Source organism: Micromonospora sp. ALFpr18c, assembly GCF_008868155.1.
Classification (GTDB): Bacteria; Actinomycetota; Actinomycetes; order Mycobacteriales; family Micromonosporaceae; genus Micromonospora.
In genome coordinates, this window is the sequence record NZ_WBKR01000013.1 from 21,421 (window position 1) to 40,969 (window position 19,549).

The following is a 19,549-nucleotide window of genomic DNA, read 5'->3' on the forward strand; positions in this document are numbered from 1 at the left end:
CCGACACGACGGCGGCGCCGGTCGGAATCCCCCTCCGACCGGCGCCGTCGCCCTGTCGACCCGCCCACCAGCGAACGCGAGGAGAGCGAACGTGCGGATACTGGTCACCGGTGGCACCGGCTTCATCGGGTCGCACACGGTTGCGGCCCTGCACCGCGCCGGGCACACGGTGCGGCTGCTGGTCCGTGACCCCGACGCGGTGGACCGCGCGCTCGGCCCGCTCGGGCTGACCGGACGGGACGTGCAGACCGTGGTCGGGGACGTGACCGACGCGGAGTCGGTGCGCCGGGCGGTCGACGACTGCGGCGCGGTGCTGCACGCCGCGTCGGTCTACTCCTTCGACACCCGCCGGCACGCGCGGATGCGGGAGGTCAACGTCGGGGGCACCGAGGTGGTCCTCGACGCGGCCGTCAAGGCGGGTGCCGACCCGGTGGTGCACGTGTCGTCGTTCGTCGCCCTGGCACCGACCGGGGGACGCCCACTCGACACCGACCTGCCGGTGGGCCGGCCACGCGAGCGGTACATGGCCACCAAGGCCGCGGCCGAGGAGGTGGCTCGCCGGCACCAGGAGTCGGGCGCGCCGGTCGTCGTCACGTACCCGATGGCCACCCTCGGGCCCCACGACCCGCACCTGGGCGACCAGCTCGACCGGCTGCGGACGCTGCTGCGCGGGCAGCTGCCCATCTGGCCGCGGGGCGGATTCCCGGTCGGCGACGTCCGCGACGTCGCCGACCTGCACGTCGCCGCCCTGCGCCCCGGGCTGGGACCGCGCCGCCTACTGGCGCCCGGCCGGTACCTGTCCACCGCCGAGTTCGTCGCGACGGTACGCGCGGTCACCGGCCGCCGGTTGCCGGTGGCCTACCTGCCCTCGGCGGCGGTGCTGCCGGTGGGAGCCGCCACGTCGGCGCTGCAACGCGTCTGGCCCTGGCACATCCCGGTGGAGTACGGCGCGGTCTACACCTGCCACTGCGACGTGCGGACCGACCGCGACGCGCCGGCGCCGACCCGTGCGGTCGCCGAGACGATCCGGGACGCCACGCGGTGGCTGCACCGCACCCGCCGGATCACCCGCCGGCAGGCCGGGAAGGCCGCGCAGCCGGACTGACCCACCACGCCGGACGACGCCGGCGGTGACCTCCACGGTCACCGCCGGCGTCGTCTCTGCCAGCTCAGGCGCGTCCCGGCCCGTCCAGCACGTCGACGAGGGTCTGCCGGAAGGTGGTGACCATCGACCGGACGGTGCTCTCGACGAACAGGTTGGTGGTGAAGCCGACGCTGCCGACCAGGCCGCCCTCGGAGGACGCCTCCAGCCCGAACAGCACCCCGTCGGGGATCTGCGAACCGACCGAGGCCGACACGATCCGCCGGCGCATCGCGGCGAAGTGCAGGTCGCCGTGCTGCTGACCGAACATCATGTCCGGCGACTGGGTCACCTGGAGCACGCACGCCGCGGCGTTCGGGCCGATGGCGTCGTTCATGATGTCCGGCGCCTCCTCGAGGATCTGGATGAACGGCAGCTCGTGCGCGTACGCCGCGAGGCAGGCCGCCCGGCTCCGGGCGATCACCTCCAGGAAACCGTCGGCGCCGGCCAGGTCGACCCGGATGGGCAGGAAGTTGTAGAACGAGCCGACGGTGTTCTGCACCCAGGCTGGGTGCCGCCCGGGGGTGAAGGTCGGCACGACCAGGTCGGTCCGCCCGGTCTGCGCCCGCAGCTGGGTCAGGTACGCGGCCAGCAGCACCATGAACGGGGTGCTGCGGGTGCGCGCCGCCAGATCGGCGGTGGCCCGGCGGAACTCCTCGTCGAGCAGGAAGCGGTACCAGGACGTCACGAACGGTTCCTCGGACCGGGTGCGATCGGTCGGGACGGCCACCACCTGCGCGCCGCGCAGGTTGTCCCGCCAGAACTCCCGCGCCCGGCGCACCTTGTCGCTGGCCTGGCTCTCCTGCTGCCACCGCACGTACTCCCGGTACTGCCGCACCGACGGCAGCTCCGGCGCGCGGCCCTCCCGGCGGGCGGCGTAGAACTCGGCCACGTCGCGCAACACCAGGTGCACCGACCAGCCGTCCACCGCGGTGTGGTGGGCGGCGAGGACCAGCACGCCGTCGTGGGCGTCGAAGCGGCCGAGCACCGCCCGCAGCAGGGGCATCTCGTCGATGCCGAACACCCCGGCCTCGATCTCGTTGGCGAAGTCCTCGGCGACCAGGTCCCGGTTGCGCTGCGGTCCCGCCCGCAGGTCGCGTACCTCCAGCGGCACCGGGGCCGGGGGGCGCACCTGCTGGTACGCCTCGGCGCCGTCGCGGACGATCGAGGTACGCAGCGTCTCGTGCCGGACCACCACGTCGTCGAGAGCGTGGCGCAGCGTGTCGATGTCCAGCTCGCCGGTGACCCGCCAACCGCCGACGATGGTGTACCGCGGGCCGAACGGCCCGGTCTGGTCACCGTGGTCGATGTGGTGCAGGAACTCCTGTTGCAGGGACAGCGGGACGCGGATCGGTGCCTCCGCCGCCGGATCACCGGCCGGTGTCGGCGGGGGCAGCAGCGTGTCGGTCATCGGGCTCCCTTCCATCAGCCGGCCGGCCGCGGTGGCGGCGACGACCAGTGCAGGCCGTCGGTGGAGGGCACCAGCCCTCCTTCGCGTACCGGGACGTTCTCGTCGGTGCTCTCGCCGAGCTCGGCCTGCACCTGGATCCGGGTGCCCTCCTTGGACACCGACCGGGCCAGGGTGGAACGCAGCAGGTCGCGGTCCTCCCCGGCCGTGCCCACCGGCTGCGCCACCAGCTCGGCGAGTTCCTGGTACGCGGCGCCCCGCTGCCCGGTGTACGCGCCGGACGAGACGAGCGCGGCCTCGTTGGAGGAGCCGCCGCCGACCAACTCCACGAACGACTCCATCTCGGAGGCGGTGGTGTTGTTGGTGACCTTCTTCGCCTTCCAGAAGTACGAGTTCTCGTCCTGGTGCATGTCGTAGAAGGCGACCAGGAAGTCGTGGAACCGCGCGTACTCGCGGCGGTAGCGCACCTCGAACTCCTCGAAACAGGTCGACTCGTCGACCCCGCCGGCCAGCGCCGTGTTGATCGACCGGGCGGCCAGCAGGGCACTGTAGGTGGCCAGGTGCACGCCGGAGGAGAAGACCGGGTCGATGAAGCCCGCGGCGTCGCCGACCAGGACCAGCCCGGGCCGCCAGAACTTCTCCTGGATGTACGAGTAGTCCTTGCGGACCCGGATCTCGCCGTACGGCCCCTCGGTGACCCGGCGGGCGTCGGAGAGGTAGTCGGCGATCATCGGGCACTGCTGGATCAGATCGAGCAGGGCATTCTCCCGGTCGCCCTGGGCGCGGTCCAACGCCTCGGGCATCAGCACCACGCCGACGCTGGTCAGCTCCTCGGTCAGCGGGATGTACCAGAACCAGCCGGCGTCGAAGGCGACGGCGAGGATGTTGCCCCGGTTCGGGGCCGGCATCCGCTTGCCCCCCTCGAAGTAGCCGAACAGGGCCAGGTTGCGGAAGAACTCGGAGTACCGCCGCTGGCCGCCGACGCGGGTGTGGATCCGGCTCTTGTTGCCGGAGGCGTCGACGACGTACCGGCTGCGGACCTCGCGGCGGACGCCGTCCGGGCCGGCGTAGAGCACACCGTCGACCCGGTCGGTGTCGGCGTCGGTGAGCACGTCGACCACCGAGGTCTCCTCCCGGACCTCGACGCCCTTGCGCCGGGCGTTGTCCAGCAGGATCTGGTCGAAGCGCATCCGCTCCACCTGGTAGGCGGTGGCCGCGTCGCCGGCGAACTTCGAGGAGAGGCCGAAGGAGAACGTCCACGGCTCGGGGTTGGCGCCCCACCGGAACGTGCCGCCCCGCTTGGGCATGAAGTTGGCCCGGCGCAGGTCCTCCTCGACGCCGAGGATGCGGCAGATGCCGTGCACCGTGGACGGCAGCAGCGACTCCCCGATCTGGTAGCGCGGGAACCGCTCCTTCTCCAGCAGCAGCACACGGTGACCCTGCATGGCCACCAGGGTGGAGATGGTGGAGCCGCACGGGCCACCACCGACCACCACCACGTCGTAGTCGTACTCTCGGTCGGTCATCGGATCTCCCTCGTCCGCCGTGTTCCGGCGCTCACCGCAGCTCGATGTCGCTCTGAGCGACGGCGGCGACCAGGCCGCCCCGGCTCAGCGCGACGGCGACCTGCTCGATCTCGTCGGACATGAAGCGGTCCCGGTCCAGGGTCGGCGCGATGCCGCGGACGAACTCGTACGCCGCCGCGGACGCGGGACTGAGCCCGGCGCGCCGCTTCGAGATGTCCACCGCCTGGGCCGCGGCGAGCAACTCCACGGCCAGGATGTGCTGGTTGTTCGCGAGCACCCGGCGAGCGTTGCGGGCGGCGATCAGCCCCATGCTCACCACGTCCTGGTTGTCGCCGTTGGACGGCACGCTCTGGGTGCTCGCCGCGCCGATCGTGCGGTTCTCGGCGACCAGAGCCGTGGCCGGGTACTGCGCGCCGGCGAAGCCGCTGTTGAGACCCGGGTCGCCGGTGACCAGGAACTCGGGCAGGCCGTAGCTGAGGTGCCGGTTGAGCAGCCGGTTGGTCCGGCGCTCGGAGAGGACACCGAGCTGGGTGAGCGCGATCGTCACGAAGTCCATCGCGAACGCGATCGGCTGACCGTGGAAGTTCGCCCCGTGGAAGACCTCGTGGCCCTCGAAGAAGAGCGGATTGTCGTTCGCCGAGTTGAGCTCGATGTTCAACTTGTTGGTGGCGTGGTACAGGGTGTCGCGTACCGCGCCGAGGACCTGCGGGATGGCCCGCAGGGAGTACGCCTTCTGCATGTAGACGTCGGTGCGCTGGACGTCCACACCGGACTGCTTGCCCTCCTGGAGCTGGCTGCGCAGCTGCCGGTGCTCGACGGTGAGCGCGCTACCGCGCATCAGGGAACGCATGTTCGCCGCGGTGTCGATCTGGCCCTGGTGCGGTCGGGCCACGTCGTGCCCCTCGGCCAGGAACGGGCTGGTGGATCCCTGCAGCGTCTCGATCACCAGGGCGGTGACGATCTCGGCCTGCCGGACCTGGTCCATCGACCGGCCCACGACGAGCGCGCCGAGGCCGGTCATCGCCGAGGTGCCGTTGATCAGCGCCAGCCCCTCCTTGAAGCGCAGCTGCATCGGCTCGATGCCGTGCTCGCGCAGCACCTCGCCGGTGGGCACCCGCTGCCCGTCGCGCAGCAGATAGCCCTCACCGATCACGGTGCAGGCGATGTGCGCCAGCGGGGCCAGGTCACCGCTCGCGCCCAGCGAGCCGATCTCCGGGATGGCCGGGGTCAGGCCGAGGTTCAGGTAGAGCGCCAGCCGTTCCAGCAGCTCCGGGCGGACCGCGGAGTGCCCCTTGGACAGCGCGTTGAGCCGGGCGGTCACCACCGCCCGCGCCTCGTCCTGGGCGAACAACGGACCCACCCCGGCGGCGTGGCTGCGGACCAGGTTGGTTTGCAGCTCCACCTCCTTGGCCGTGTCGACCAGCATGTAGATCATCTCGCCGTAGCCGGTGGTGACCCCGTACACCGGCACGTCCTGGCGCACGATGTCCTCGAACAGCATCCGGCTCTTGCCCGCCCGGGCCAGCGACGACGACGCCACCTCGATGGGTGCGCCCTCCTCTGCCACCCGTCGTACCCCGGAGATGTCCAGGTCCTCGCCCGTGATTGCCACTGCCTGCGCGGTCTTGGCCAACGTCAATGCACTCACTCCATCGCGTCCGTGACAGCCCTCAGGTCTGCCGAATCCGCTGGTATCGAACGGTCGTGTGCCGTGCGGGTCGCCTCGATCAGGGCGGCCATGCCGGCCAACGTGTGGTGGGTGAAGCAGTCCCGCAGCGTCACCGTGACGCCGAAGCGACGCCGGATCCGTGCCACGAGCGGTGGGACGAGCAGCGAGTGCCCGCCGGCGGCGAAGAACGTCGACTCGGCGTCGACGGGTCCCCCACCGAGCAGGGCCGACCAGACCTCGGCCAGCGCCTGCTCCACCGGGCCGGTCGGGGCGCGGCGGGCCGACGCCGATCGGGGTGCCGGCAGCCGGCGGCGGTCCACCTTGCCCGCCGCCGTGCGGGGCAACCGGCCGGGCATCGACTCGAAGGAGACGAGCACCATCGCCGTGCCGAACCGCCGGCGCAGGTGCGTCCGCCACTCACCCGCCCCGGAGAGCGGGCCGCCGTCGGGACCGCGACGCGGTACGACGTACGCGGCGAGCCGGACCACCAGGCCGTCCCGGTCGGTCACCGGCACCACGACGCACTCCGCCACCCCGTCGTGCGCGACCAGCGCCGCCTCGACGTCGGTCAGCTCGACCCGGGTTCCGAGGAGTTTGACCTGCTGGTCGCGGCGCCCGCGGAACTCCAGCAGGCCGTCCCACCGCCGCCGCGCGAGGTCACCGGTGTGATACCACCGCAGGCCCGTCCCGTCGTCCGGGTGGCCGGCGGGGGCCCGGAAGGCGGACCCGGTGCCGCCACCGCCGACGTAGCCGTCGCAGACGTGCCGGCTGCGCACCACGATCTCGCCGGTGACCCCGGTCGGGCAGGGCCGGCCCGCCTCGTCGAGGACCAGGACCTGCCGTCCGGGGATGGGACGTCCGATCGGCACGGTCGCCGGCACCGGGCCGGTGATGTCGTGCCAGGTGGCCGCGATCGTCTCGGTCGGGCCGTAGATGTTGGCCAGCCGGGTGTCCGGCAGTGCCCGGCGGAACCCGTCGACGAGCGGACCCGACAGCGCCTCGCCCATGAGCACCAGCCGGGACAGGCCGGTGGGCCGGTCGGCCGGCTCCCGGGCCGCGATGACGGCCAGCAGCTCCCGGGCGAAGCTCGGAACGGTCTGCAGGAAGGTGATCCGCTCCCGCACCAGCCAGTCGGCCAGCTTCTCGGGGTGCACGCGGATCCGGTCCGGCACCGGGTGCAGGGTGCCGCCGCCGACCAGCGTGGCGAACACCTCGCAGATGCTCGGGTCGTGCTCGGGGGTGACCCACTGGGCCACGCGGGCGCCGGGGGCCAACTCCAGCGCCTCGGCCATCCACCCGACGAACTGGGCGAGCGCGCGGTGGGGTTGGGCGATGCCCTTGGGCCGTCCGGTCGAGCCCGAGGTGTAGGCGATGTAGGCGGTCCGGGAGCCCGGGTCGTGCACCGCCGGCACGCTCGCCCCGCCCGGTGCCGGCCCGGGCGCGGTCACGTCGATCACCCGGCCGTCGAGGTCGTCGCGGAACCAGCGGGTCAGTTCGTCAGCCGGGTCCTCGCCGACCCGTAGCAGGCAGGCCGGGCGCAGCTCGGCGAGCACCGCCCGGCCCCGCTCGCCCGCGTCGCCGGCGCCGAACCACACCAGGTGGCCGCCGGCGCGCAGGACGCCCAGCGACGCGGCGAGCTGCCACGGACCGGGCTCCATCCGGACCGCGACCGGTGCGCCGTCGACGGGCAACCTGCTCAGGTACGCGGCCAGGGCCGCCGACCGGCGCTCCAGCTCGTCGTACGTCCAGCGGTCGTTTCCCCCGGCCACCGCGATCGCCTGCGGCATCCGACCGGCGTGCCGGGTGACGCTCTCGTACACCGGTGGGGGTTCGGCGTCCCGGGTCTGCGGCACCGGGTCGAGCGCCGCCGGCTCGTCCAGCGGCAGCCGGTCCACCCGCGTGTCCGGGGCCGCCAGCGCGGCCGACAGCAGGGTGCGGACCTGCCCGAGCACACCCACCGCCGAGACCGCCTCGAACCGGTCCCCCCGGTAGGTCAGGGTGCCGGACACCGTCGGCCAGGTACGGCGGACGGTGACCACCAGATCCGCGACGGTCGGCCCGCCGTCGAGGACGTCCGCCAGGTGTGTCCCGGCACCGGCCAGCCGCAGGTCGGCCTCCGGCCCGGGAACGGCCAGCACGACGTCGCAGAACGGCACCCGGCCCCGGTCCCGCTCAACGGGCAGCTCCCCGACCAGCCGCGCGAACGGCAGGTCGCGGTGTGCGGTGGCGGCCCGGACCACGGCCGCGGCGCGGCCCACCGCCTCGGTGAAGGTGGGGGCGCCGCCGAGGTCGGTGCAGAGCACCACCAGGTTGTCACAGGGGCCGACGAGACCGGTGAACCCCGGCGGGAGCACCGGAACGGGCAGCACCACGCTGATCCGGTCGTCGTCGCCGTACCGGTGCAGGACGGCCTGGAGCGCGGCCAGCAGGACCACCGTCGGGCTGGTCCGTCGGGCCCGGCAGAACGCGGCGAGTCGGCCGGCCAACCCGGTGCCCCAGTCGAACGGGTGCACGCCGGCGGTGGCCGACGGCCGGGTGCCGGGGTCGTGGTCGACGGGCAGCGGCACCGGCGGGGGCGCGGGGGTGAGGGCGTCGGTCCACCAGTCCAGCAACTGCCGGCCGGCCGGCCCGGCGACCAGGTCGCGCTGCCACCGGATGTAGTCGGCGTAGCGGGGCGCCGGTGGCAGCGCCGCCGGACCGGCGACGGCGGGCCGCACGACGGCGGCGTAGCAGACCGACAACTCGTCGACGAGGATGGAGACCGACTGGTCGTCGGCCACGGCGCGGTGCAACGCCAGCACCAGCCGGTACGCGGCCGCGCCGGTCCGTACCAGGGTCAGACGGGCCAGTGGACCATCGGTGGCGTGCTCCGGGGCGGCGGCCGCGGCGGCGCAGACCCGGTCGGCCGCGCGCTCGTTCCCGACGTCGGCCAGGTGGGTCAGGTCGACGTGGACGAAGGCGCGCTCGGGATCGACGGCGACCACCGGCACCGGACGGCCGTCCACCTCGGCCAGTCGGGTCCGCAGCACCTCGTGCCGATCCAACACCGCGCGCCACGCGATGCGCAGCGCCGGCACGTCGACCGGTCCGTCGATCTGCCAGCTGCGCACGATCCGGTGCACCCCCCGGTACGGGGCGAGGCGTTCCAGCAGCCACACGCCGTCCTGCGCCCAGGACGTGCCGACGAGGTCGGCACCCGTCTCGGACGTACCGGCCAGCGCAGTGTCTCTGCTCATTGCCACGGTCGAATCGTGGCACGCGGCAATGGGCGGGTCTTCTCAACAATTGCGATCCCGAAAATCGAGCACATCCGATTGCGGGACGGGATTCCGCCGCGTCGACCGACCGGGGTGACGCCGCCACGGGCCGCGTGCGCAGCCGCGCAATCGCAAGGATGCGCGCGCCCACCGGCCGCACCGATCATGGGATGCGCGGTACGCCGTGCCTGCTGCAGCCCGGCGTGTGGCCAGCCGGCCACGCGTACCGCACCTCGCCACGAAGGGAGCATTGCGAATGACGGATATCGATCAGGACGGCGTGCGTCAGTCAGCGGTCGAAAAGCGTGTCGAGGCGATCTGGCGCGAGGTTCTGCACATGCCGCAGGATCGACCCGACGCGACATTCTTCGAATTGCAGGGACAGTCCATCTCGGCGGTTCGCATCATCACGCGCATCGAGGACGAGCTCGGCGCGGTGGTGGACGTCGGGCTGCTCTTCGAGGACCCGGACCTGGCGACCTTCACGGCGGCGGTCGTGGCCGCCGTCGGGCAGACGGCGGACGCGCAGGCGGCCAACCCGGCCTGACCGGCACGAGATCGGACCTCGCGGACCCACCTCCGGGTGGGTCCGCTTCGTCGTGCCCGGTCCCGCCCTCCCGGGCGATCATCCGGCGCCGCCGGCGGGCGCCCCACGACGCGACCCCGGGCCCACCGGCCCGGGGTCGCGTACGGAGGGTTCAGCGGCGCTGGGCGATGGTGAGCCCGTCCGCGATCGGCAGCATGACCGTCTCGAAGCGGTCGTCGGCGGCCAGCGTCGCGTTGAACGCGCGCAACGTCTGCGCGGCGCGGCGAGGCAGGCCGGGCTCGGCCAGCTCCGGATCCAGGACGTACCCGTCGAGCAGGACGTTGTCCGCCAGCAGCAGGCCGCCGGGGCGCAGCAGCGGCACCACGGCCTCGTAGTAGGTGGGGTAGTTCATCTTGTCGGCGTCGATGAAGACCAGGTCGACGACCGTGTCGGCGGCCATCGACCGCAGCGTGCGGGCCGCCGAGCCGAGCCGGAACTCGATCCGGTCGGCCACCCCGGCCCGCTCCCAGGAGGCGCGGGCGATGTCGATCCACCGGTCCGTGACGTCGCAGGTCACCACCCGCGCGCCCGGGGCGAGCCCGCGGGCGATGGCCAGCGCCGACAGCCCGGTGAACGTCCCGATGTCCACCGCCGTACGCGCCCCGACAAGGCGGGTGAGGATGGTCAGCAGCGCGGCCTGCTCGACCGGCACCATCATCCCCGCCGCCTCGCCCACCCCGCGGGTCGAGTCGACCAGCCCGCTCAACGCGGGGTCCGGCGGCGAGCTGGACCGGACCAGATAGTCCCGGACCGCCTGGTTGACCGGCACGTGCTTGACCTCAGCGAACCCGGCGCCGGTCACACGTACCTCCTCGACGGGCCGTCCGCGGTGACCCGCATCGGCAGGCCGCCCCGGATCCGCAGCGACAGCATCGGCTCCGGGACGATCCGGTGCGCGGGATCGGCGGTGAGCCGCAGCTCCCGGATGACCATGGCGACCACGAAGGTGGCCTCCATCAGCCCCAGGTTGTTGCCGACGCAGAACCGGGGGCCCGCGCCGAACGGCACGTACGCGTACCGGGGCCGGCCCCCGGAGCGGGACGGGTCGAACCGGTCCGGGTCGAAGCGTTCCGGGTCGTCCCAGAAATCCGGATGGCGGTGCAGGGTGTACGGGCAGATCAGCACGTCCGCGCCGGCCGGCACGTGGTACCCGCCGATCTCGTCCGGCCCCTGCGCGATGCGCGAGAGCATCCACACCGGCGGGTACAGCCGCATCGCCTCGTTGACCACCTGGGCGATGAACCGCAGCCCGGCGAGATCGTCGTACACGGGCAGCCGGTCGCCGAGCACCTCCACCGCCTCGGCGTGGACCCGTTCCCGTACCTGCGGGTGCTGGTCGAGCAGATGGAAGGTCCAGCCCAGCGTGCTGGCCGTCGTCTCGTGCCCGGCCAGCAGCAGGGTGACCAACTCGTCGCGCATCCGCAGCCGGCCGACCTGTGGGTCGGCCTCCTGCCGGGTCGAGACGATCAACCTGGTCAGCGCGTCGTCACCCTCCTCGCCGCGGGCCCGCCGCTCGGCCACGAGGGCGTCGACGATCCGCTGCAACTCCCGGCGGGCGCGCCGGAAGCGCAACTGGTGCGGCAGCGGCAGCCAGGTCGGCACCGAACCCATCGTGACCATCTCGAACATGGCCTGGTCCTGCATGATCTCGAAGTTGTGCCCCACCGAGCTGTGCCCGCTGAGGTCGCTGTCGAGCAGGGTGCGGCCCAGCACCCCGAGGGTGAGCCCGGTCATCTCCCGGACGATGTCGACGGGGGCGCCGTCGCGGTGCTCGCGCAGCCGGTCGACCAACCGGGCGGCCTCCTCGACCACCACGCCGGCCTGCGCGGCGATCCGCTTGGCCTGGAACGCCGGCTGGATCACCCGGCGCTGCTTGCGCCACAGCTCACCCTCGCTGGTGAGCAGGCCGTCGCCGAGGGCCCGACGGGCCTGGGCCAGCCCGACCCCCTTGTGGAAGTTCTGGCTGTTGTCGGCCAGTACGTGCTTCGCGTGGTCGGGGTGGTTGAAGAAGTAGAGCGTCTTGAAGCTGGGCCCGAGCCGGACGGCGTCACCATAGCTCGCCGCCGTGCGCATGAGGCCCAGCCGGTCCCGGCCGAGCTGCCAGAGCGTCCGGAGCATCGCCGGCCCGGTCGGACCCACCGGCACCTGACGGATCTCCGTGGTGGTCATCCCGTCACCCCGCCCCGGGCCGTGGCGTGCCACGCCGGCACACCGTCGGCGAGGTCGACCCCGTCCGGGTTGAGCTGCCGGAACCGGCCGTGCACGAACAGCACCCCGTCGGTCTGCGGCTCACGGCGCACCGACAGGAGGCTCCCGACGAAGATGGTGTGGTCGCCACCCTCGTAGGACCGCCACAGTTGGCACTCGAAGTGCGCCAGCGCCCCGGTGATCAGTGGTGCGCCGGTGAGCCGGCCGGCGACCCAGTCGACCGCGTCGAACTGGGCGGCCCCCAGCGGGCGGCGCCGGTTCGCGAAGTGCCGGGCCACCGGCTCCTGATGCGCGGCCAGTACGGAGACCCCGAACTGGCCGCGCTCCAGGAGACTGCCGTGCATGATCGCCTGCTGGTCGACGCAGACCAGCACCAGGGGCGGGTCGAGGGACACCGACGTGAACGAGTTCGCCGTCATCCCGTGTGGACAATCGCCGCCCACCGTCACCACGGTCACGCCCGTGGCGAACGAGCCGAACGCTCGGCGCAGCTGGACGGGGTCGGACGGCTCGACGGCGGACTCTGACTGGACGTTCACGTGTACCTCCCGTGTGTCGCTACGCCACCCGTGCCCGGTAGGGCCCCAGGGCCCGGGCCAACGACTCCGGGACCCGGGCAGGGCTGGTGCGGTTGTTCGGCCCGCGCATACAGGCCACCCGTTGACGGCCACGGGCGACCAGCACCTCGTCGTCAGGGTGCAGCCGGACGTAGTCGAAGCCGAATTCGATCTGCGTCTGCGTCAGCTCGACCAACCGCATCCGGATGGCCAGCTGGTCGAAGGCGGTGATCTCCGCGAAGAACTCGCAGTCCACCCTCAACGTGAACAGCTTCAGGTCGCCGCGCAGGTCGGCGAGGATGTCGTTCGCCTTGTCGTGCAGGAACATCTCCCGGCACCGCCCCTGCCAGCGCAGGTAGTTGACGTAGTAGACGTTCCCGACGAGGTTGGTCTCCTCGAACCCCACGGTGTGCCGGTACTCGTAGTAGTCCTCCATCTCACGACCAGCCGTCGGTGAGGACGCCCAGGATGACCGGCACGGCGTCGTCTCCCACGGTGGTGGCGAGGGTGGCCACCCGCACCGGACCGGAGGCGAAGACCAGCCACCCGTCGCGTCGTACCGGGGTCAGCGCCACCGGCGCGTGCTCCGGCAGGCCGATCTGACCCAGGCAGGCCAGGACCGCCTCGATCCGGGCGCCGGCGCTGTCGCGGTCCTCGCCGGGACCGTCGACCAACTGGTCGAGCAGCGTCGCGTGCCGGCCCAGGACCGCCGACCACTCGTCCGCGGCCCGCGACGGCACCGGCCGCACGTCGGCACCGACCTGGGCGAAGGCCGCCACGGCGAGGCGGAGGCCGGCACCGTGGCTGACCGCCACCGACCGCTCACCGACCTTCTCCGGACGCCCGTCGCCGTCGTGGCGCAGCGACACGGCGTGCCCGAGGGCGCGACCGACCGCCAGGGCGTCCGGGTCGTCGGCGGTTCCGTCCGGTTCGACGGCGACCGCCACGGTGGCGCCGATCAGGTCGCCCAGGGTCCGCTCCAGGTAGGAGCCGAGCAGCGGCGCCACCCACGGACCCCGGCCGTCCTTCTTGCGGACGGCCCGCAGGTGCAGACCCTCCCACCGCTCGACGACCTCGCCGGTGCCGTTTCGCAACGCGATGTCGTAGACGTAGGTGTCACCGTCGCGCTCCCGCTCGGTGGCGCAGTAGCGCAGCGGCCCGTCGGTGCCCAGCCGTGGCCCGGCCGGGTACAGCCGCTCGATGGCCACCGGCAGCAGCGTGGCGTCCGGAACGCAGACCTGGTTGCCGTGCATCAGCGCGTCCCGGACCCCCGGGTCGCCGAGCAGCAGGGTGCCCGGCAGGTACGCGCTGAACCAGTCCGTGTCGGGCACGGCCGCCACGTCGGCGTCGACGTCGCGGGCCGCGGCCCGGTGGAAGCCGCGCAGCCGCTGGAAGCGCGCCCCCTGGAAGAGGGTGCCGCCGTACAGGTCCCGGGCCGGGTCGAGCGGCACCGGCGGCAGGTCGTCGGCGACCTGCTCCGGCGGGCCGGCCGGCGCCGGTGCCTCGACGAAGCGCAGCACCGCCTCGAAGTGGTCGGCGGCGAACCCGGTGTCCGCGGCGCGGATCACCGCCCGTACGGTGTCGTCGCTGGTGACCAGTGCCGCGATCCGGATGGTGGTGCTGCTCAGCGGCGGCACCACGATCGGTCGGGCGAAGCGGGCCTGCTCGATGACGGGTGTCTCGTCGCGACCGGTGACGGCCATGGCCGCCTGCGCCATCGCCTCCATGCCGAAGACCGCCGGGAACAGCAGGTTGCCGTCGAGGAGGTGGTCGGGCAGGTAGAGGTCGCTACCGGCGGTCAGTTCGACGTCGGTGACCAGCTCCACACCGTGGTAGCGGACCTGGGGCCGGTCGACGAAGCGCAGCAGGGGCAGCTCCGGCTCCTCGAAGCGCAGCGTGTCGAGACCGTCGGCCCGGCCGCTGGCCACCACCACCGGTGGGGTGTCCGGGTCGGTGACCAGTCGACGCAGCATCGCCACGCCCTCGTCGGGGGTGATCGGCGTGATGCCGTCGCGGGTCAACGACTCGACGACGGACAGCCGCTCCCCCATGCCGACGCCCGACCAGACCGACCACTCCAGACAGATGGACCGGCAGTTCGGGTGGGCGTCGGCGAAACGGCGGGTCTGCTCGGCGAGCCGGTCGTTGGCCGTGGCGTAGTGCGCCTCGCCCCGCAACCCGGCCCGGCCGATGATGCTGCCGAAGGTGACCAGCAGCTTCAGCCTCTCCGGCTCGATGGCGTCCAGGACGGCGGCGAGCCCGCCGACCTTGGGTGCCAGCGCACCGTGGAAGGCGTCCATGGTCAGCGAGGTGAGCGCCGCCGGCTCGTTGCGCCCGGCGCCGTGCAGCACACCGGTGACCGGGCCGAGCTGACGCTGGGCCTCGTCCACGGCGGCCTGGACCGCGAGCGGATCGGTCACGTCGGCCTGGAAGTACGCGGCCTCGACGCCGGCGGCGGCGAAGCGTTCCAGGTTGGCCGACAGCTCCGCGTCGCCGGCGAGGTCGGAGCGGCCCAGGACCGCCAGCTTGGCTCCGGCGTCGACGGCGAGGGCGAGCGCGCACTCGGCGGTGATGCCCTTGCCGCCGCCGGTGACCAGCAGCACGTCACCCTCGGTGAGCGGGGCGTCGGTACGGGCCGGAGCGATCGGCAGGGCCCGCAGGACCTGCTCCCGACGTACGCCCGAAGGGTCGTAGTGGACCTCTCGGTAGCCCTCGGTCGCCGCGACCTCGGCCAGCACCCGCTCGGCGGCGTCGAGCCCCGCCGGCAGCTGCACCACCGTGGTCCGGATCCGGGGTGCCTCCAGCCGCAGGGTGCGAGCCAGGCCGCTGGCACCGAGGCCGTGCTGCACCACGACGAAGCGGTCGCCCGCCCCGTCGGCCAGGATCACCTGTGCCCCCTGCAGAGCCGTGTTGAGCTGCTCCGCGGTGCAGTCGGCCGGCAGCCACACCAGGACGCCACCGCCCACGCCGCCGGTGGCCAGCGCCTGGCGGACCTGCTCGGCGCGCGGGTCGGTGTGCCCGCCGAACAGCTGCCACGTCCCGGCCGGCTCGGCCGGACCGGGGGTCGGCGCGGGTGTCTCGGCCAGGTCGACCGCGAAGGCCCGGATGAAGGTGTCCACGCCGGCCACGGACACCGGCTGCGCCAGGTCCTCCATCAGGCCGGTGCCGATCAGGGTGTCCAGCGCCTCGGCGACCTCCCGCACGGTCGCGGTGGCGACGTTGGTGGGCAGCCGGGATGGGGGCACGCCGAGGCGTTCCGCGGCCTGGTTGACCACCTGACTGACCGTGATCGAGCTGAGGTGCAGGTCGTCGAGGAGTCGGCTGTCCTCGCGTACCATGTCCAGCGGCAGCTCGGCCCGCTCGGCCACGAGCTGGCGCAGCGTCATCGCCGCCGACTCACCGGTGGGCGCGTCACCGGCCGCCGGGGCGGCCTCGACGGCCCGCTGCTGCGACTCGGGCAGCGTCACCTCGGGCACCGTCTCGCAGGGGCTGGTGAAGAAGGTGAACTCGTCGGTGTCCTTCAACGGTCGGATCAGCCGGCCGTCGAAGAGCTGCGGGTGCACCCGAGCGGCCCCGACGACGTACGTCGCCGCGGCCACCCGCAGCACGCTGGCGACCGTCTCGTCGTCGGTGTCGAACGCCACCGTCGGCACCGACACGTCGCCGCGGGCCAGGTCGGACAGGATGCGTCCGGGCCCGACCTCGACGAGCAGATCCACCTCCTTCGCCGCCAGCGCGACGGCCTGCGTGAACAGCACCGGATCGGTGATCTGGTCACGCAGCAGGGCGGCGACGTCGGTGTCCGGCGGCAGTTCGGCGCCGGTCACGGTGGAGATCACCTGCCGGTTCGGCGGGTTGAAGCGCTCACCGGCGAGGTACCCGCCGAACGCCTCGGCCGCCTCGGCGACCAGCGGCGAGTGGAAGGCGTGCGAGACCCGCAGTCGCTTTCCGGCGACACCGGCCGCCTCGGCGCGCTCCAGCACCCGCTCGACCGCGTCGACCGGACCGGAGACGACGGTCTGCCGCTGGCTGTTGTAGCCGCCGATGACCACCGGGTCCTCGCCGAGAAGTCGGCGTACGGTCTCCGGGTCGGCCGGAATCCCGGCCATCGTCCCGTCGGGCCGGCCGTGCTCGGCCATGGTCCGGCCCCGCGTGGCGGCCATCCGCAGCACCGACGCCAGGTCCATCACCCCGGCCCAGTGCAGAGCGGTGAGTTCACCGAGGCTGTGCCCGACCGCCACGTCGGCCTCGATGCCGAGCGCGGAGAGCACGCTGAGCCCGGCCACCGACCCGGTGACGATGCGGGGCTGGGCGACCTCGGTGGCCACCACGTCACCGGTGGGCAGCGCCGCCTCGGTGACGATCCGGTCGGCCTGGGTGAACCGGCGCCGCAGCGCCTGCGCCGGCCGTCCACGACCGGTGCCCTGCCCGGGAAAGAGGAAGCCGACCCGGGCGGTGCCCCGGGCATGGCCGAGGAAGGCCCGTCCGTCCACGGCGTACAGCCGGGTCTCCCCGGCCTGCAGGGCGGCGTGCACCCTGAGCAGCTGGCGTTCGGCGTCCTCCGGCGAGCGGGCCACCACGGCGGCCCGGTACGGCCGGTCGCCCAGCTCCCGGTAGAGGCCGGCGGCCAGGTCACCGAGTTGCGCGTAGGAGAGCCTGATCACCTGCGCGGCGAGGGTGCCGATCCGCTCGGCCAGCTCGGCCGGGGTGTCGGCGTCCAGCGCGAGCAGTTCCACGTTCTGCGTCCGGGATGCCATCGTGCGGGTCCGGGCGTCCGGGGAGCGGCGGGCGTTGTCCTCGCCCTGCAGGACCAGGTGGGTGTTGATCCCACCGAACCCCATGGCGGTGATCCCGGCGCGCAGCGGCGCGTCGGCCGGCCACGGCTCGGCGGCGGGGAGCACCCGCAGCGTCGCGTCGGCCGAGGTGAGCACGTCATGTGGGTCCTCGCACCCGACGGCCGGCGGCAGCACCTGGTGATGCACCGCGAGGACGGCCTTCAGCAGGCCGGCGACGCCGGCGGCGGCCTTGGTGTGCCCGATCATCGCCTTGATCGAGCTGATCGCGGCCGGTGTGCCGTTGGCGCCGGCGGCCCGGCGGGCTGCCGTCAACGCCCGCAGTTCCGTGGCGTCGCCCACCTCGGTGCCGGTGCCGTGCCCCTCGAACAGGGCGACGGTCTCGATGCCGAAGCCGGCACGCTCGTACGCCCGGCGCAACGCCAGCCGGTAGCCGTCCTCCTCCGGGCGGGTGATGCCGCCCTTGCCGTCGGAGGACACGCCCCAGCCGGCGATCGACGCGTAGATCCGTCGGCCCTGCGCCACCGCGTCCTCGTGTCGCATCAGGACGACCATGCCGCAGCCCTCGCCCGGCCAGAAGCCGTTCGAGCCCCGGTCGTAGACCTTCATCTCGCCGCGGGCCAGCGCGCCGGTCTTGGCGAAGCCGATGATCTCGAACGGGTCGATCGACAGGTCGACCCCGCCCGCGACGGCGACGTCCAGTTCGCCGTCGGCCAGGCCTCGGCAGGCGGTCAGCACCGACAGCAGCGAGGAGGAGCAGGCGCCGTCGACGGTGTAGCCGCCGCCCTTGAGGTCGAAGTAGTTGCAGATCCGACCGGCGATGGTGTTGGACAGGCCGCCGGCCAGGGTGTCCTCGTCGATCTCCGGGAACGGCGCCTTGTAGCGGCCCTCCAGGGTGCCGAGGAAGTCGGCGAGCTGGTCGTCGTCCCAGCCCTGCTCGCGCAGGGCCGCGCCGACGGTCCGCCGGACGTACGGCCAGCGCAGCCGCAGCACGTTGGCGCGGGCGAACTCACCGGTGAGGGTGTTGCCCACCACCACGCCGGTCCGCTCGCGGGGCAGGTTCTCCCCCATCGGGAAGCCGGCGTCACCGAGGGCGGAGGCGGCCACGTCGAGGGCCAGCCAGTGGGTGAGGTCGGTGGACCGGTACGTGCTGCCGGCGATGCGGAACTTCACCCGGTCGAACTCGTACCCTTCGATGACGGCGGCGTTGCGGGCGTAGAACCGGTCCGGGGCGCTGCGGTCGGCGTCCCAGTAGTCGGCCAGTCGCATCCGCTCGTCCGGCAGGCGGCGGAAGGCCCGCCGTCCGGTGACCGCGTTCTCCCACAGTTCCCCGGGGGACGCGGCGTCGGGATATCGGCACGCCAGGCCGACGACGGCGATCCTGCTCATGCCGGTACCGCCTCCTTGTGCGAGTTCGGCTCCGCGGCGACGAGGGGCCCGGTGCCGGTGGAGATCGAGGCGGGCAGGCCGCCCGCGGTGCCCCCGCCGTCGGCGGCCTCCCGCTGCAAGCGGACCTTGTTGGAGATGTGCAGGGCCCACAGGTACAGGCCGCGGATGAGGCAGACCGTGGCGGTGGCGAAGAAGAGCCCGTACGCGATGCCCGCGCCCGTGATCAGCCCGTAGACGGTGGCCACGCCGGCGCCGAAGGCGACCTGCGAGGCGGGGCTGGACGGGCTGGTGCCCGGGTCGGTGATCATGTAGTTCGTGAACAGCACGAACGCCACGCTGGTCATCATGCCCAGGGCACCCAGGATGGCGGTGTCGAGGATGAGCCCGCGTACCACGGCCTGCAGTGCGAACGCGGACAGCCAGCCGAGGATCAGCCACATCCGGTTGGTGAGCTTCGCGTTGAGCATGGTCCCGGCGGTGATGATGATCGCCGGGATCAGCCAGTCGCCGATCGCGGTGGTGTGCTCGGTGAAGTGGTACGGCGGGGCGATGCTGGCCCAGGGGAACAGGATCAGGATGACCGCGATACCGAAGTTGGACGGGTTCATGTAGTGCCGCAGCCGGCCCCGGACGGGTGCCCGCAGGATCCACTTCGCGGCGATCGCGACGGTGACCCCGAACATCATCACCCAGACCCGGTCGTTGACGTAGGTCAGCATGTTCACGGCCAGCGAGGTGATGTGCGCGGGGAGGAGGAACTCCATGAACCCGCGCTTGCCGCCGCCGAGGAAGCGCGGGGCGCGACCCTCGGCCCGGGCGCCGATGGCCTCGAGCACGATCTCGACGGTGTACCCGGTGGCGAGTGCGATGAAGGGCCACAGCCAGGGCTGCTCGAAGCCGAGATAGGTGTAACCGACGATGTTGAAGATCGTGATCGACATGGCGAAACGCCGTAGAGCAGTCGTGATCTTGGCGTCGTGCCGGATGGGGTTGGTCGTGGTCTCGGCCATGTCCG

12 protein-coding genes are annotated in these 19,549 nt (G+C 72.9%); 2 read left to right on the plus strand and 10 right to left on the minus strand.

From position 1 onward, the window contains the following. Window positions 1-91: 91 nt before the first annotated feature. Complete coding sequence (locus tag F8271_RS04770) at window positions 92-1,105, plus strand: SDR family NAD(P)-dependent oxidoreductase (RefSeq protein ID WP_151488419.1); 1,014 nt, start codon at window positions 92-94, stop codon at window positions 1,103-1,105. Window positions 1,106-1,169: 64 nt separating this feature from the next. On the opposite strand, the gene F8271_RS04775 is transcribed toward F8271_RS04770, so the two are convergent. From F8271_RS04775 to F8271_RS04790, 4 genes are read right to left on the minus strand one after another with little or no spacing between them, the layout of a single operon-like run. Next, window positions 1,170-2,552, minus strand: a complete 1,383-nt coding sequence (locus F8271_RS04775; RefSeq protein ID WP_151488420.1) for a condensation domain-containing protein — start codon at window positions 2,550-2,552, stop codon at window positions 1,170-1,172. A gap of 14 nt (window positions 2,553-2,566) precedes the next feature. Further along, a complete protein-coding gene (locus F8271_RS04780; protein ID WP_151488421.1) occupies window positions 2,567-4,075 on the minus strand; it encodes a tryptophan 7-halogenase in 1,509 nt (502 codons plus the stop codon). 31 nt (window positions 4,076-4,106) lie between these two features. After that, entirely contained in the window at window positions 4,107-5,714 is a 1,608-nt protein-coding gene (gene cmdF / locus F8271_RS04785; RefSeq protein ID WP_151488422.1) for a tyrosine 2,3-aminomutase, read from the minus strand. Between the two features lie 5 nt (window positions 5,715-5,719). Continuing rightward, on the minus strand, window positions 5,720-8,980 hold the full coding sequence (locus tag F8271_RS04790) for an AMP-binding protein (RefSeq protein ID WP_225854169.1): 3,261 nt from the start codon (window positions 8,978-8,980) through the stop codon (window positions 5,720-5,722). Between the two features lie 277 nt (window positions 8,981-9,257). Here F8271_RS04790 and F8271_RS04795 point away from each other — a divergent pair, with 277 nt between their 5' ends. Then, on the plus strand, window positions 9,258-9,548 hold the full coding sequence (locus tag F8271_RS04795; protein WP_151488423.1) for a phosphopantetheine-binding protein: 291 nt from the start codon (window positions 9,258-9,260) through the stop codon (window positions 9,546-9,548). Between the two features lie 151 nt (window positions 9,549-9,699). On the opposite strand, the gene F8271_RS04800 is transcribed toward F8271_RS04795, so the two are convergent. Genes F8271_RS04800 through F8271_RS04825 form a run of 6 tightly spaced genes read right to left on the minus strand, consistent with a single transcriptional unit; the run spans window position 9,700 to window position 19,544 of the window. After that, on the minus strand, window positions 9,700-10,389 hold the full coding sequence (locus F8271_RS04800) for an O-methyltransferase (RefSeq protein ID WP_151488424.1): 690 nt from the start codon (window positions 10,387-10,389) through the stop codon (window positions 9,700-9,702). After that, a complete protein-coding gene (locus F8271_RS04805; RefSeq protein ID WP_151488425.1) occupies window positions 10,386-11,756 on the minus strand; it encodes a cytochrome P450 in 1,371 nt (456 codons plus the stop codon). The genes F8271_RS04800 and F8271_RS04805 overlap by 4 nt, the downstream gene beginning before the upstream one ends. Then, window positions 11,753-12,334 (minus strand): flavin reductase family protein, encoded by a 582-nt coding sequence (locus F8271_RS04810; RefSeq protein WP_151488426.1) that lies wholly within the window; start codon window positions 12,332-12,334, stop codon window positions 11,753-11,755. Before F8271_RS04810 ends, F8271_RS04805 begins: the two co-directional genes overlap by 4 nt. Before the next feature lie 19 nt (window positions 12,335-12,353). Beyond that, window positions 12,354-12,788 (minus strand): thioesterase family protein, encoded by a 435-nt coding sequence (locus F8271_RS04815; protein ID WP_151488427.1) that lies wholly within the window; start codon window positions 12,786-12,788, stop codon window positions 12,354-12,356. A 1-nt stretch (window position 12,789) separates the two neighbouring features. Continuing rightward, window positions 12,790-18,534, minus strand: a complete 5,745-nt coding sequence (locus F8271_RS04820; RefSeq protein WP_151488428.1) for a type I polyketide synthase — start codon at window positions 18,532-18,534, stop codon at window positions 12,790-12,792. After that, window positions 18,531-19,544: an enediyne biosynthesis protein gene (locus tag F8271_RS04825; protein WP_151488429.1), complete on the minus strand. Its 1,014-nt coding sequence runs from the start codon at window positions 19,542-19,544 to the stop codon at window positions 18,531-18,533. Before F8271_RS04825 ends, F8271_RS04820 begins: the two co-directional genes overlap by 4 nt. Window positions 19,545-19,549: the final 5 nt, after the last annotated feature.

Excerpts from the sequence above, each read along its gene's own strand:
- F8271_RS04815 (WP_151488427.1), bottom strand. The coding sequence starts at position 12,788 with ATGGAGGACTACTACGAGTACCGGCACACCGTGGGGTTCGAGGAGACC.
- F8271_RS04780 (WP_151488421.1), bottom strand. The coding sequence starts at position 4,075 with ATGACCGACCGAGAGTACGACTACGACGTGGTGGTGGTCGGTGGTGGC.
- F8271_RS04805 (WP_151488425.1), bottom strand. The coding sequence starts at position 11,756 with ATGACCACCACGGAGATCCGTCAGGTGCCGGTGGGTCCGACCGGGCCG.
- F8271_RS04795 (WP_151488423.1), top strand. The coding sequence starts at position 9,258 with ATGACGGATATCGATCAGGACGGCGTGCGTCAGTCAGCGGTCGAAAAG.
- F8271_RS04825 (WP_151488429.1), bottom strand. The coding sequence starts at position 19,544 with ATGGCCGAGACCACGACCAACCCCATCCGGCACGACGCCAAGATCACG.
- F8271_RS04775 (WP_151488420.1), bottom strand. The coding sequence starts at position 2,552 with ATGACCGACACGCTGCTGCCCCCGCCGACACCGGCCGGTGATCCGGCG.
- F8271_RS04790 (WP_225854169.1), bottom strand. The coding sequence starts at position 8,980 with ATGAGCAGAGACACTGCGCTGGCCGGTACGTCCGAGACGGGTGCCGAC.
- F8271_RS04820 (WP_151488428.1), bottom strand. The coding sequence starts at position 18,534 with ATGAGCAGGATCGCCGTCGTCGGCCTGGCGTGCCGATATCCCGACGCC.